Source organism: Polluticoccus soli (assembly GCF_029269745.1).
GTDB classification, from domain to species: domain Bacteria; phylum Bacteroidota; class Bacteroidia; order Chitinophagales; family Chitinophagaceae; genus Polluticoccus; species Polluticoccus soli.
Map to the genome: position 1 here is coordinate 638,065 of NZ_JARJHT010000002.1, position 13,352 is coordinate 651,416.

At 43.0% G+C, this 13,352-nt stretch carries 15 protein-coding genes; 6 read left to right on the plus strand and 9 right to left on the minus strand.

The annotated features are described in order from the left end of the window. Positions 1 to 11 precede the first annotated feature (11 nt). The 6 genes from nosZ to P2W83_RS13515 are packed head-to-tail and all read left to right on the plus strand — an operon-like array spanning position 12 to position 5,777. Complete coding sequence (gene nosZ, locus P2W83_RS13490) at positions 12 to 1,997, plus strand: Sec-dependent nitrous-oxide reductase (RefSeq protein WP_276134270.1); 1,986 nt, start codon at positions 12 to 14, stop codon at positions 1,995 to 1,997. A gap of 58 nt (positions 1,998 to 2,055) precedes the next feature. Further along, positions 2,056 to 2,640, plus strand: coding sequence for a hypothetical protein (locus tag P2W83_RS13495; protein ID WP_276134271.1), 585 nt, complete (start codon positions 2,056 to 2,058; stop codon positions 2,638 to 2,640). Next, positions 2,637 to 3,062, plus strand: a complete 426-nt coding sequence (locus P2W83_RS13500) for a nitrous oxide reductase accessory protein NosL (protein WP_276134272.1) — start codon at positions 2,637 to 2,639, stop codon at positions 3,060 to 3,062. The genes P2W83_RS13495 and P2W83_RS13500 overlap by 4 nt, the downstream gene beginning before the upstream one ends. Continuing rightward, on the plus strand, positions 3,044 to 4,288 hold the full coding sequence (gene nosD, locus P2W83_RS13505; RefSeq protein ID WP_276134273.1) for a nitrous oxide reductase family maturation protein NosD: 1,245 nt from the start codon (positions 3,044 to 3,046) through the stop codon (positions 4,286 to 4,288). Before P2W83_RS13500 ends, nosD begins: the two co-directional genes overlap by 19 nt. Continuing rightward, a complete protein-coding gene (locus P2W83_RS13510; protein ID WP_276134274.1) occupies positions 4,285 to 5,013 on the plus strand; it encodes an ABC transporter ATP-binding protein in 729 nt (242 codons plus the stop codon). Before nosD ends, P2W83_RS13510 begins: the two co-directional genes overlap by 4 nt. Next, complete coding sequence (locus P2W83_RS13515; RefSeq protein WP_276134275.1) at positions 5,010 to 5,777, plus strand: ABC transporter permease; 768 nt, start codon at positions 5,010 to 5,012, stop codon at positions 5,775 to 5,777. Before P2W83_RS13510 ends, P2W83_RS13515 begins: the two co-directional genes overlap by 4 nt. Positions 5,778 to 5,781: 4 nt before the next feature. Here the strand turns inward: P2W83_RS13515 and P2W83_RS13520 are convergent, their stop codons facing one another. From P2W83_RS13520 to P2W83_RS13560, 9 genes are read right to left on the minus strand one after another with little or no spacing between them, the layout of a single operon-like run. Beyond that, entirely contained in the window at positions 5,782 to 6,111 is a 330-nt protein-coding gene (locus P2W83_RS13520; RefSeq protein ID WP_276134276.1) for a metal-sulfur cluster assembly factor, read from the minus strand. Further along, positions 6,089 to 7,360 carry a hypothetical protein gene (locus P2W83_RS13525; RefSeq protein WP_276134277.1) on the minus strand — a complete coding sequence of 424 codons (1,272 nt, stop codon included), beginning with the start codon at positions 7,358 to 7,360 and terminating at the stop codon, positions 6,089 to 6,091. The genes P2W83_RS13520 and P2W83_RS13525 overlap by 23 nt, the downstream gene beginning before the upstream one ends. Beyond that, entirely contained in the window at positions 7,357 to 8,157 is an 801-nt protein-coding gene (locus tag P2W83_RS13530; protein WP_276134278.1) for a DUF2249 domain-containing protein, read from the minus strand. Before P2W83_RS13530 ends, P2W83_RS13525 begins: the two co-directional genes overlap by 4 nt. A gap of 52 nt (positions 8,158 to 8,209) precedes the next feature. Further along, positions 8,210 to 9,145: an iron-sulfur cluster repair di-iron protein gene (ric, locus tag P2W83_RS13535; protein WP_276134279.1), complete on the minus strand. Its 936-nt coding sequence runs from the start codon at positions 9,143 to 9,145 to the stop codon at positions 8,210 to 8,212. 20 nt (positions 9,146 to 9,165) lie between these two features. Beyond that, positions 9,166 to 10,413 carry a hypothetical protein gene (locus P2W83_RS13540; protein WP_276134280.1) on the minus strand — a complete coding sequence of 416 codons (1,248 nt, stop codon included), beginning with the start codon at positions 10,411 to 10,413 and terminating at the stop codon, positions 9,166 to 9,168. A gap of 38 nt (positions 10,414 to 10,451) precedes the next feature. Next, entirely contained in the window at positions 10,452 to 10,889 is a 438-nt protein-coding gene (locus tag P2W83_RS13545) for an RrF2 family transcriptional regulator (protein ID WP_276134281.1), read from the minus strand. A 3-nt stretch (positions 10,890 to 10,892) separates the two neighbouring features. Further along, entirely contained in the window at positions 10,893 to 11,396 is a 504-nt protein-coding gene (locus P2W83_RS13550; protein ID WP_276134282.1) for a hemerythrin domain-containing protein, read from the minus strand. 46 nt (positions 11,397 to 11,442) lie between these two features. After that, positions 11,443 to 12,867 carry a cbb3-type cytochrome c oxidase subunit I gene (locus P2W83_RS13555; protein WP_276134283.1) on the minus strand — a complete coding sequence of 475 codons (1,425 nt, stop codon included), beginning with the start codon at positions 12,865 to 12,867 and terminating at the stop codon, positions 11,443 to 11,445. Then, positions 12,867 to 13,268, minus strand: coding sequence for a c-type cytochrome (locus tag P2W83_RS13560; RefSeq protein WP_276134284.1), 402 nt, complete (start codon positions 13,266 to 13,268; stop codon positions 12,867 to 12,869). The genes P2W83_RS13555 and P2W83_RS13560 overlap by 1 nt, the downstream gene beginning before the upstream one ends. Positions 13,269 to 13,352: the final 84 nt, after the last annotated feature.

The following is a 13,352-nucleotide window of genomic DNA, read 5'->3' on the forward strand; positions in this document are numbered from 1 at the left end:
ATAGGAATTATATGACCAAGTATCTTTTAACATTAATGTCTCTGGGAGCCATAGTTGGCTTTCAGAGCTGTAAAATGAAGACGACCGAGGCAGCGGTGAGCGGTGATGCCGCATCGAAAGTATACGTTGCTCCTGGTAAGTATGACGAGTTTTACAATTTCGTTTCCGGTGGCTTTAGCGGCCAGGTATCAGTATACGGGCTTCCTTCAGGACGTTTGCTGAAAGTGATTCCCGTGTTTTCACAAAATCCCGAGAATGGCTACGGTTTTAACGAGGAGACTAAGCCAATGCTGCAAACATCTCATGGTTTTATTCCCTGGGATGATGAACATCACCTGGCGCTTTCTCAGACTAATGGTGAACACGACGGACGCTGGTTGTTTGCCAATGCAAATAATACACCACGTGTGGCGCGTATCGACCTGAAGACGTTTAAGACTGTCGAAGTGCTGGAACTGCCTAATAGCGGCGGTAACCACTCTTCGCCATTCATTACCGAAAATTCAGAGTACATCGTTGGTGGTACACGTTTTTCCGTTCCCATCGCCGATCAGGAAGCAGCGCTCACGCAGGCCTCTTTTAAAGCAAACTTTAAAAGTACTGTGTCCTTTATCGCTATTGATCCTACAACAGGTAGGATGAAAATAGATTTCCAGGTAGTATTACCTGGTATGGACCTCGACTTGAGTCGCGCTGGTAAAGGACCTTCACATGGATGGTTCTTCTTTTCAACATATAATACGGAGCAGGCTAATACACTTTTGGAGGTGAATGCTTCGCAGAAGGATAAAGACTATATCGTTGCTATCAATTGGAAGAAAGCCCAGGAATATGCAAGGGCTGGCAAGGGTAAGAAAATGGCTACCGAATATTATCACAATACGTTGAACGAGGAAAATCATACCGCTACGTCAGAAGTGGAGAAAGAAGTGCTTACACTCGATCCAAACGAATTGAAAGATTTTGTTTACCTGATCCCATGTCCAAAGTCCCCACACGGTTGTGATGTTGATCCGACAGGTGAGTATATCATAGGTAGCGGTAAACTTGCAGCTTTAATTCCGGTGTTTGCTTATCAAAAGATCACTAAAGCCATCGCTGACAAAGCTTTTGAAGGCGATTATTATGGCATTCCCGTGATCAAATACGAAGCTGCGCTTCATGGTGAAGTTCAGAAGCCAGGTCTGGGACCATTGCACACAGAGTTTGATGGTAAAGGCAACGCTTATACTTCTTTCTTTGTTTCTTCTGAGATTGTTAAATGGAACATCAAGGATCTGAAGGTGTTGGACAGGGTGCCGACGTATTATTCTATCGGTCACCTGATGGTGCCCGGTGGCGATACAAAAAAGCCCTATGGTAAATATGTAGTAGCATACAACAAAATTACCAAAGACAGGTATCTGCCTACAGGTCCCGAGTTGACGCAAAGTGCACAGTTGTATTCGATAGATGGAGACAAAATGCAATTGTTGTTGGACTATCCTACAATAGGTGAACCACACTACGCCCAGGCTATTGCAGCTGATAAGATCAAGGCGCAAAGTGCTAAGATTTACGACATCAATGTTAACAAGCATCAATATGTGTCGATGGGCGAAAAAACCACAAAGGTAGTACGTGCCGGCAACCGTGTGGACGTCTATATGACAGCTATACGCTCTCACCTGACGCCTGATAACATAGAAGGTATACAGGTTGGTGACGAAGTGTATTTCCACGTAACGAACCTGGAGCAAGATTGGGACATACCGCACGGTTTTGCCGTCAAGCATGCTGCTAACGCAGAATTGCTGATAATGCCGGGTGAAACTAATACTCTGAAGTTTGTGCCAACTAAAGCCGGTGTTTATCCGTTCTATTGCACCGACTTCTGTTCTGCACTGCACCAGGAAATGCAAGGTTACATGCGTGTGTCTCCTAAAGGAAGCAGTGTGCCTTTGAAATGGCATACAGGTAAAACTGATTCAGCCGCTGCAGTAGCAGCAGTAAGATAATTTTCTCACCAATGGCAGTATACTTATGAAGTGTACTGCCATTATTTTTTCTGATCGTATGAAGAAGTTAAGCGTTTTAGGCAGGATCAGTATCTTTTTGGTGGTAGGATGCGTTGTTGCTTTATGGTTTCTGCCTATGTGGCGCATCGATCTCGCAGCTCCGCAATATCCTGAAGGTATCTATATGGAAATATGGATAAACGATGTAAAAGGCGATGTTGAGGTCATCAATGGCTTGAATCATTACATCGGTATGAAAACCATTCACAAAGAAGATTTTAAGGAGTTTGTTTATCTGCCCATCACTTTAATGGTTTTCTGCGGTATCGGGCTGTTGGTGTTAGTGCTAAATCGGAAAGTCGGATATTATGTTTGGACAATGATATTCCTGACAATAGCCGGAGTTTCAATGTATGATTTTTGGAAGTGGGAGTATGATTATGGCCATAATCTCAATCCGACTGCGCCCATTAAAGTGCCAGGTATGGCTTATCAGCCGCCCCTGATCGGCTACAAAAAAATGCTGAATTTTGAAGCATTGTCTCAGCCAGCCCTTGGTGGGTGGTTTTTTATCGTAGCAGGCGTTATCCTTGTTGGAGTTTGCTTCTACGAATGGAAACGAACTAAAAATCAATTGAGATGAAATTGAACTTATCGATCCTGATGTTTGTGATCCTGGCTGCATTTTCATCTTGCAGCAGGGGATACGAACCTATTGACTATGGTAAAGAAGCGTGTGCACACTGCAAGATGACCATTGTGGATGATCGGTTTGCGGCTGAATTGGTTGATGCTAAGGGACGCGTGTTTAAGTTTGATGACGTTGCCTGCATGAAGCAATTCATATCAGAACAGAACAAACAAGGTGACAATCTCTTGTACGTAGAGGATTTTTTGAAGAAGGACGCTGGGGTTATAGATGCTGGTAGTGCAGTGTACTTGCGGCATGAATTCTTTGCAAGCCCGATGAACGGGAACTATGCAGCTTTTAAAACAATAGCTGATGCGCAGAGGCTGAAGGATAGCCTCGGAATTAATACAATGAAATGGGAAGAGTTGAAGTAGCACGACGATGGATCGCATGCATCGTATTTATTTTATTACCCGGATTAACGTACGCCAAATCTGTAAGAGTTACTCCTGCGACTAGTATGCAAGAGACGTTGGATCGTGCTGCCGACGGCGATACGGTATATGTCAGTAGTGGCAGTTATAATCAGAACAACATTATTGTCAGGAAATCGATTGCCATAATTGGTGATGGATATCCTGTTTTTGATGGTGGAAAGAAGAATGAGGTATTTATCGTAGTAGCGAACAATGTCCTCATCAAAGGCTTACAGGTACAAAATACCGGCAGGAGCAGCATGACGGACATGGCAGGAATAAAGCTCCAGAATGTTTCACACGTTACCGTCAGTAGTTGCCGCATATACAATACTACCTATGGGGTTTATCTGCAAAACAGTACTCATTGCCAGGTCGTAGGTAATACTATTAAAGCAAGTTCAAAACAGGAACTACAATCCGGCAACGGTGTTCATGCCTGGAAGAGTAGCAATTTACTTATTAGTCATAACGTATTGACTGGTCACCGTGATGGTATTTATTTCGAGTTTGTGACCCAATCGTTGATCACTAACAACCGATCATTCGGTAATATCAGGTACGGTCTACATTTCATGTTTTCCCACAATGACGTTTATAGCTACAATACTTTCGAAAATAACGGGGCGGGAGTTGCGGTGATGTATACAAAAGGTGTCACAATGTATAAAAACACCTTTTACCTTAACTGGGGTGATGCCTCCTATGCTATACTGCTGAAGGATATTTCTGATAGCAGGATCGAGTATAATAAATTCACGAAGAACACGGTAGGTATTTTTATGGAAGGTAGTAGTCGCATTCATGTGGCCTATAATACCTTTAGCGATAATGGGTGGGCCATGCGTATACAAGCAAGCTGTGACGGTAACACCTTCGAGAAAAATAATTTCTTTGGTAATTCTTTCGATGTAGCTACCAATGGTACAATGATGCTGAATACATTCAGGGGTAACTATTGGGATAAATACGGCGGCTACGACCTTGATAAAGATGGTAATGGAGATATCCCATATTACCCCGTCAGTGTTTATTCTGTGATCACAGAACGGATACCAACAGCTATGATACTGTACAGGAGTTTTCTTACTAATATTATGGATGAAGTTGAAAAGGTTATGCCCAGTATCATTCCTGATCAATTGCGGGATGATGCACCAAGACTAAAAAGGTGGAAATTATGATCGAAATAAAAGGGCTGACAAAATCGTTTGGCAAATTCAAGGCGCTGGATAATATTAATCTGGACCTGCTCAAGGGCCAAGCAATATCATTGTTGGGACCCAATGGATCCGGAAAAACAACGCTGATCAAATCTATCCTGGGGCTTGTTATACCTGAAAAAGGATCTATCAGCATAAACGGACACGTTGTTAAAACGGATTGGTCCTATCGTTCGCAAATAGGGTACATGCCGCAAATAGGTCGTTACCCTGATAATATGACGATCGAACAGGTGATCAATATGATCAAGGAGATACGTGCCGACCGCAAAATCTATGATGAGGAACTGATATCAGGTTTTGGGCTGGATAAGGTAATGCATAAAACCATGCGCAATCTTTCGGGCGGTACGCGGCAGAAGGTAAGCGCCTGCCTTGCATTCCTGTTTTCTCCCAATATTTACATTCTTGATGAACCTACTGCAGGTTTAGATCCAGTTTCTAGTGAGCTGCTTAAAGAAAAGATTACCAGCGAGCGCAACGCCGGTAAGCTCATTCTTATCACATCCCATGTTTTAAGCGACCTGGAAGGCATTGCCAGCCACATTATTTACTTGCAAGATGGTACGCTCATGTTCTATAAGAGTGTAGAAGAGCTGCAGTTAAGCACTGGTGAAGAGAAATTAAACAGGGTAGTAGCCCACGTTATGAAGACGCAATTGCCATCATTAAAAAAGACATTATGAAGATCATCATAAAATATGTGTTGCTCGACCTGTTGCGGAATAGGATAGTGATCGTATATACGATTTTGCTTGCGATACTGTCGATTAGTGTATTAGGGTTGGATGCAAATCCAGCGAAAGGATTATTGAGCCTCTTGAATGTTTCTTTGCTTTTTGTACCGATCATCACGATACTTTTTGCCACTATTTACTTTTTTAACTCGATAGAGTTTACTGAGCTCTTGCTTTCACAGCCGATAAAAAGAAAAAGCGTGTTGCTGGCGGAATATATCGGTGTGGCAACCTCTTTGGCAGGGGCTTATGCGGTAGGTGTCGGACTGCCACTGTTGTTCCTGGTGTCGGGCACCGAGTCTTTAATTCTTGTATTGACCGGGATACTGCTCACCCTTATTTTTACTTCGCTGGCTCTACTGATCTTTGTAAAATGGCGCGATAAGACCAAGGGTATTGGTGTAGCAATCGGCACCTCATTGTTTTTTACGCTTCTATTCGATGGCTTATTGATAGCCTTCATTTATTCATTTGGCGATTACCCTATAGATAAGGCTGTTATCGGTGTCATCGCCTTTAATCCCATTGATCTGGCCCGGGTATTGATGCTTTTGCAGCTAGATGTGGCAGTATTGATGGGATATTCGGGGGCGCTGTTTAAGAAGTTTCTGGGCTCGGCTACGGGCAGTATATTTTCTTTTGCCTGTATGGCTTTTTGGGTGATATGGCCACTGCTTTTATCCGTTAAGGTCTTTAAGAAGAAAGACCTGTAGCAGTTTACCATCCAAGCTCTGCTTTCCCTTGTGCAGATATCCGATCCGCATTCCACTTGGGTTCCCATACCAGTTTGGCAGTTGCATCGTAGTCTGGAAGACTTGATTCTACAGCTACCGCCACGTGATTGGTTATAAAATTGCCGAGCGGACACGATGGTGTTGATAGCGTCATGTTCACAGTTATTGTCTTTTCCGCTTCATTTATATCTATACCGTAAACCAGGCCCAGGTCTACGATGTTTATACCAAGCTCGGGGTCTGATACCTGGTGCAAGGCTTCCAGTACAATTGCTTTAGTACGGTAGTCGCTATCTGTTATGTCTAGTTCCATTTTCCAGTTTTTTAATGATCAATACTACATGTATAAAATACCACGCGGATGCCAAAATCATCAGCGTAGCTCCCGAGTAGATCGGTACAGTTTGCCTTAGGAGTATCCCAGCAAGAAATAATATATATCCCGGCAGAAATGCCAACATCTGACCTTTCACCCATTTCTCGTTAAACAGATCTTTGGGCATAACTTCCGGCAAGGTGTTTGGCTTAGTAATATGCATCCACACAATGAAGGGCAGCGTCTTAAAAGTCTGGCCCATAATAATGGTGCTGATGAACCCGCCGAAGAACGCGAAACCAAAGGCTGTTATTGTGCTGGGACTGACGTTATTGTTTGTTATTAGTGCGATCAATAACAAAACAAAAGGAACTGATATTAGTGTAAGCGCGATAAATGTTTGTTTCATTCCGTTGTCCAGCTGTTTCCGCATAGCTGTCTTGTAGCATATCCTTACATACCGGCCATAGGCGACAATTCCTGCCAGTATGAGGACGAAATATAGAAGGCGACCCCATGACGCCCTAAATACCAAACCTTCAAGTAATAGTAGCGTCAGGCCGATATTAATAGTATAGTAGCTTATATTCAATAGCTTCTTTTCTTCTGTACGACTTAGCAGGAACATTGGTATTAGTTTAGAGCTGACGCCGATGATCAATTGCAGAAACCATCCCGCCATACCAATCGAAGCGTGGATTTTCAGATAAAAAAGATGTTCCTCAGGTAAAAATGGATGACCGAGGTTTACCAATAGCAGGATCCCTATGGTGCAAGTGATCGCCAGCCATAAGTGGGCTATTAGCATGAAATCGCGTACAATATTCTCTTTTCCAGCACTGGCTGTTTTGTAAATGTTCCATGCGTGCAGGATAACTGCAGTGAGGATCAATGCACCACCAATATATGCAGGAGTATTGAGCGTGAAGTTCCAAAACGAAGTAACAAGTAGTGCTGCTCCGGAGGTAAGAAGGGCAATAATTGGTACCGGAAGCTTTTCGTTATAGAGTCTTCGTTCGCATATCACAGGCGCCAGCTGATTGCTTGCGCCAAAAATGATCATAGTTGCCCAGCCAAATACCGCAAGGTGTGTTATGGCAAGTATGCGCGGCTGAAAATAGTGACCCGTAAAGGCGCGTCCTGCGATAAGGCAAAGAACGGATAACAAAACAAAGGCGAATGCGGCAACCAGGTAGTAGGGTATAATTGCAGCTTTAGGCGGTATATGTTCGTCCGGTGGTTTCATGCAGCGTTATCTTGCCGGTATATTATCAGTTCCACGCCTTCATTTGTGTGCTTTATGACGTTTTGATAACTTCTTTCTTTCAATTCAGGCAGCAGAAATAGCGGTACCTTTTTATGGTAGACATATAATGCCGTGTTGCTCTCCAACGAGTCAAGTGCCTTTAATATAGTGACCATGGGTTGGGGCATAGGAAGCTGCCTCACATCTATGTATTGTAACCTACTATTAAACCTGTCTTTTATTTCGTCAAACTGCGATTCTTCAGTCAAGCGATCGTCTGTGCTAATCGCTTCGTTAGTTGTCTTTTTAAGGTATGTGTGAACCTCATCAGTTCCTACTTCAACGACTTCGGATGTGTATCCCCGATCTTTTAGTATGCCAATAAGGGGCCGTGGTTCGAACGAGTTGATCAGAAGCAATACTTTGCCCTTTGGTAGCTCCGCTATTGCCTGCATTATTTTTCTAAACGGGTCGTTCCCACTGCTAATATCCTCTCTTACATCTAACAGCATATCGTAGCTAATATCCGCGGTCGTGTCTATAGGGGCGCGGTCTTTGTTGATAGGTTTACTTTCACCGATTGCAAAGCCCAGCGGCCTAAGTTTCGTAAAGAACGTTTCGATATCGCACTTTCCAATTTTGGCTGCATCCGCTATTGTTACTCGCGATGCAAATATTTTCCTTAGTACTGGGTTTTGTAGCTTTTTGAAATGTGCATTGATGCTGGCAATTGCGTCAATTGCGGCTGGATTGGCCTTGATTAACGCTGCGATCTTTGTATTTGCGTCGATGACCATATTGTTTAAGTTTAAGAAGGACTCGAAACCAATGTTTCGAGTCCTTGATTTGCTAGAGTTTGTTTTCTAATTCAATAGCTTTCGGGAAGAGAATGTTATTTTCCAGGTGTATGTGTTGGATAAGATCATTTTCAAATTCTTCCAGTTTGTGGAATAACAGTCCAACACTATTGCAGGAATTTGCTGGCCTTGTATAATCATTGGTAAGCTGGCGTATCTCTTTCGATAGATTACCGGCGAGGTCGTGATCGCTTTCCATCATCCAGATAGGATCTTTGACAGTTGCAAACCCCTGTTGCTGGTCCTTTCTAAATCCTGGCGTTTCCAGCTGTTTGATGTATGGGAATAATATTTGTTCCTCTTTCTTCAAATGTGTTGTCAGCTCTCTCAGCAGTTCATGCGTTTTGTCGCGTAGTGTGATCAACATCGGATTGCCGGCGCCATGGTGCCCTGCAACTTTCTCTGACAGATCTGCCAATAATCGGGTATTCTCCTTTACATAAGTATGATGAACGTTAATGATGTAGTCAGCGAGGAAAGACAGTGTCCATGAGTTAAAGTCCATCTGTGGTCCTGCAGGAGTCACACGTTCGGCATTTTGCAGCTCATCTTTCACTCTATGTACATCCAGTCCTTTTTCTAGGCAGGCTTCTTCAAGCGAACGTTTGCCGCCACAACAGAAATCTATTCCCAGCTTTTTCAGCAACGCCGCTTTGCGCATGTCTTTACTGGCAATCTCTCCTATCGTTTCCACGTTTTTTTCATTCTTCTTTATTTCTACTTCCCATATTTCAGGGCCATTGCTCAGGTAAGTCCATGAAAAACAGTTCCCGCGTTCGCCGAGTAATTGATAGTAGAGCGGTTTGGGATCGTGGTCATTGTGAATCACTACAGAGTACCCTTCGGCCACGTTGTCGAATGCGTCGAAAATGGTAGGGTGTTTCATTCTTGGTTCCAGTACCGTAACATCGATGAAAACGTTGTTCATTGTTGTATTGTTTTATTGATTTATGATTGAGAAAAAGTTCTTGTTGTTGTTTTAAAAGCTGGCAAGGGAAAACGCAACCTGTTTATATTGTTAAATGCCAGTACCACCGCTCCGGTCATCAGGCATATGGAAGCGACCCACAATAACCACTGCATGATGGCACTGCTCAGCATTAGCATAAAACCGAGTCCCTGTGCCATTAACACTACCTCGTTCAAGAATATTCCCGACACAAATAGCCAAAGGCCAAAATGAGTTGACTTTTGCAGCGTCAGCAACTCATCCTGAATGAAGTGAGCCAGTATGTACAGGCTGATAAAGCCCAATAGCACGAGATGTAAGAAGCCAATTATAACTGGCCGGTTTGTGAATACAAGCGGTCCAAGCGAGGGGATAATAGTTAGTGATTGTAAGACCGTCTTTAAAATGAAAGCCAACATAGCGATCAAGCCGATCTTTCGCACTATAGGGTTAAACGTAGCTGTTTGTAGTTTTAAGGTGGGTATTATCAATATAAAAGATATCGCGCAGGCAACTAATGCAAGACTACCGATTATAGCTATGGTGCTTATCCAGAAGTTTGGATAATGCCATAAGTAAGACATAAACATGGAGGGAATAACCGAATAGGTCAGCAGACGGGCGAATGCAAATGTCTTCCCGTTGCTTAATCCAAGTTTATTTATCAGGAGCGCGAATACAGCCAGGCTGAAAAAGCCGTTGTATTGCAAGTGCAAGTAGGTATAGATAGCATCTTTGTATAAGACTACGTTGGGTGATTTGGTTGCGAGCAAATAGGCTAAAGTAAAGGGACCTACCGAAGACAATGCCAGGTAGATAAATGATGAAATACTGAGTAAACGTGTCGCTTTGTTGACAGGCGATCTATTCAGGTCTTTAATAAACACATAAGCAAAGCCGTAAGTAACAAAAATGAAAAGGGTGGAAAAGGCGATGGAGAATGCGCCATAGCCCTGACACAGAAAGCTAACAAGCATGCCTGCAGCGTTCAGAAATATACCGGCAAGTAGCCATTTGTAAATCGGCTTGCCGCTGGTCTTTGCTGGAAGTAATTGGAAGGTCATTAACGCCAATAGGGCTAAAGAAACCCATCCTGAAAATGCGAAGTGAGAATGCGCATGCAAGGTGTGCTTGAAGTCTATAAAAGGCAGTGGAAACAAAAGTTTGCTACGCATAATGAACCCTAGCATAGCTACTATTCCCAAGTTTACCATGGCAATGCTTGCCCACTTTTCTAATGATTTCATAATTAAGGACAATTTTGTCTTTTATTATAGCAAATTTTTTATTTCTTATTGATCAAGACACTCTCTCCATTCAGCAGTCGATTCGCTAATGTTTCTACCGTCGTATTCTCCATCATTTTAGTTAGTCGATTCCTGATGTCTTTGAACTGATTGTGAATAGGGCAGGGCTTCGTTTCTGAACATTGCTTCAATCCAAGTCCACACCCTACAAATACCTGGTCGCCGTCTACTGCCTCTACTATATCTTTCAGTGACTTCTTTTTTTGTTGCTTATCTAGAAAGAAGCCGCCGTTAACTCCCTTCTGTGAATTAACGATGTGTTTGCGGCTTAACGTTTGCAAAATTTTTGCTGTGAAATGTTGTGGTGCTTCAATGTGGTCGCATATCTCAAGTATACCAACTTTCCTGGTTTCGTCAGTTTCAGCGGCTATGTAGACAACTGCTCTAATCGCGTATTCGCATGCTTTTGAAAACATAATTCAAATTTTCGTTGCCCAAAATTCATCTTTCCACACTAAACACTCGTGCCCCTGGTGTAGGTCTGCAATTTGTTTGCCTGCTATTCTGAACTGATCAGGGTCACTCATTTTTTCTATATATGGAAAAAGTTCGCGCTCTTCGAAACGGATATGACCATTCAGTTCCTGCTCAAATTGATTAAGGAGGAGCTTTTCCTCGGTATTACCGGCTTGATGTTTTAAAGATTTGTAGATGCCGTTCAGAGTTCTGTGCTGTTTTATCGCCTCGAGCTTCATTGGGTCATCGGCGGCTAGTAAGCTAAATACGAGTTCCTCTTCCTGCTCAAAGTGTGTGGCGAGATCATTTTCGTAGAAGCATAACACATAGGCCACTATTCTTTCAGTATCGACCTTGTTTTTAAGCCCCTGCCTTATTTTCCAACACAACAGCAAACCGTCATGATGATCTTTCGACAACGGTACTAGTTCTTTCGATCGTTTTATAGGCTTTACTTGCTGTGCCATATAGCAAAGTTACGGAGTCTTTGTTAAATAAGGACAAAATTGTCTTTTATTGCAGTGGTCTGACAAAATGTTTAACATTTTCTACCTGACTAGGGTCATATGATATTGGGTTCACTCCAATAAGGCCATTACTTTTTGAGAATGTTTTTTCCTGGTTTGGCCTCATCAGGGCAAGCGCTTTAAAATAGTTGAATATGATTACCGTCATCCCTGCAAACAATACAATCCCGGCAATAGCGAAAACATGCAAAACGGTATTAACTGGGTTCATCAATTCCTGGAACGGTGAAATGTGCAATACGACATCCCGGTAACCTTTTGTTACCCCCGCGGCTATCAATGACAACCAGAAAACCAGGAGACTGACCTGTGTTACAGTAAACCCAATTCTAATGTATTTTTTGTTGACAGTTTTGAGTCGGTCAATTTTGATAATATAGCCAAAGGAGGCCAGGAGTATCATTGTGTTGATCCCAATGGTGGCACCCATAGCATGGGCTACTGTGATATGCGTGCCATGCGTATAACGATTTACAGCAGGTATCGACATGAATAGGGCCAGCAAAAGATTGAGGAAAATCCAATATTCAGATGCTATAAGGAACCTGTAGCTTAACAAGTGCCTGTATTTTCTTTGCTCTGACAGTTTTGCCTTGAACCCTTGTATAATACTGATGAGAATCAACCATTCGGTCATGCTAATAGCGTAAGAAACATGGCGTATCCATGAGGCTGCCGGCACATTGTAGATATGATGTCCCCAGTTAAACATCAGATTAGCCAACCCTAAAAAATAAAAGAAAAATGTCTTTCGCCCGCGTGCGATCTGCTCACTACCGCTCATCTTTACCATTATATAAAGCGAAGTGCCGTATATCATTTGGTTCCATGCGCCAACCATTGATCCGTTGGATTTCCATTGTACAGTGATCTCTCTAAGAAATGATTGCCTGAACCAGGATAGTTGGTAAAGATTTTGCTCAGCAAAAGTGATCAGGAAGAACAGGATACCGGTTGACCACATCCAGACATAAAGCGGGGGATTCTTTTTTCCTTTTGTCCACGACGTATAGTAGCTATACATTAGGCACAGCCAGGAGGCCAGAATAGGCAAGCCGAGAAGCGGTGGGAACTCCCAGTATTCTCTTCCGCCAAATTTTTTAAAACCGTAGAATACAAAAATCGCAACCACGGCACTCATCCATAAGTAAATAAAGCTCTTTTCAACGACTGGCTTTCTATCGATAGTACCGAATGCTGCCTGTTTATAGAATAGTATTCCAGCAGTTGCACCACTGATGATCCAGAAAAGTGCAGCCGAAACATGCATAGGCCTTAACTGGTAAAATGGGCTGTACTTATTGAAAAACTCAGGATAAAGGAAAGCAAAAGCCGCGACCGCCCCGAAAAACAAAGCTAAAAGGAGCATTGATAAAGAGAAAGTGAAGTATAATCGCAGGCTTTTGCTCATTATTTCTGGGGTATGCTATATGTTCCTGTCCAGTGCACAGCAGATGGATTTACCTTAGACTGACCGGATTTATCAACCCATTGAAGAAATGCAATGACATTGGCTACTTCTGCGTTGGAAAGGTTGAAATTTGGCATTCTGCCGCTGCCATGTTTGATAAAGCTCGTCATGTATTCTGCACCCTTTCCTGTCTCTGACGCAACATTCGTGAGGTCTGGTCCCATATATCCTCCTAGTCCATAAAGCTGGTGGCAGCTCTGGCAATTTTTATCCTGCCATGTTTGCATGCCGGCTAATGCTGCAGAATCCGCTCTCGTCTGGGTGTTATCACATTCGCGATAAACTAACAAGGTATAGCCGCTGAAACAAACGAACAATGATAGCCAAATCCATCGGATCATGCCGTAAAGGTATCAGCGGCCTCCAGGGTAAAATATGAGTTTTGTCAGGTTATTGAATGATGTCGGTCACAGCAGCTGGAACCG

Bases quoted from the DNA above. Each gene is read 5' to 3' on its own strand.
- P2W83_RS13560 (WP_276134284.1), bottom strand. From the start codon at position 13,268: ATGATCCGATGGATTTGGCTATCATTGTTCGTTTGTTTCAGCGGCTAT.
- P2W83_RS13540 (WP_276134280.1), bottom strand. From the start codon at position 10,413: ATGAAATCATTAGAAAAGTGGGCAAGCATTGCCATGGTAAACTTGGGA.
- P2W83_RS13510 (WP_276134274.1), top strand. From the start codon at position 4,285: ATGATCGAAATAAAAGGGCTGACAAAATCGTTTGGCAAATTCAAGGCG.
- P2W83_RS13525 (WP_276134277.1), bottom strand. From the start codon at position 7,360: ATGAAACCACCGGACGAACATATACCGCCTAAAGCTGCAATTATACCC.
- P2W83_RS13550 (WP_276134282.1), bottom strand. From the start codon at position 11,396: ATGGCACAGCAAGTAAAGCCTATAAAACGATCGAAAGAACTAGTACCG.
- nosD (WP_276134273.1), top strand. From the start codon at position 3,044: ATGGGAAGAGTTGAAGTAGCACGACGATGGATCGCATGCATCGTATTT.
- P2W83_RS13555 (WP_276134283.1), bottom strand. From the start codon at position 12,867: ATGAGCAAAAGCCTGCGATTATACTTCACTTTCTCTTTATCAATGCTC.
- P2W83_RS13520 (WP_276134276.1), bottom strand. From the start codon at position 6,111: ATGGAACTAGACATAACAGATAGCGACTACCGTACTAAAGCAATTGTA.
- nosZ (WP_276134270.1), top strand. From the start codon at position 12: ATGACCAAGTATCTTTTAACATTAATGTCTCTGGGAGCCATAGTTGGC.
- ric (WP_276134279.1), bottom strand. From the start codon at position 9,145: ATGAACAACGTTTTCATCGATGTTACGGTACTGGAACCAAGAATGAAA.
- P2W83_RS13530 (WP_276134278.1), bottom strand. From the start codon at position 8,157: ATGGTCATCGACGCAAATACAAAGATCGCAGCGTTAATCAAGGCCAAT.
- P2W83_RS13500 (WP_276134272.1), top strand. From the start codon at position 2,637: ATGAAATTGAACTTATCGATCCTGATGTTTGTGATCCTGGCTGCATTT.
- P2W83_RS13515 (WP_276134275.1), top strand. From the start codon at position 5,010: ATGAAGATCATCATAAAATATGTGTTGCTCGACCTGTTGCGGAATAGG.
- P2W83_RS13545 (WP_276134281.1), bottom strand. From the start codon at position 10,889: ATGTTTTCAAAAGCATGCGAATACGCGATTAGAGCAGTTGTCTACATA.
- P2W83_RS13495 (WP_276134271.1), top strand. From the start codon at position 2,056: ATGAAGAAGTTAAGCGTTTTAGGCAGGATCAGTATCTTTTTGGTGGTA.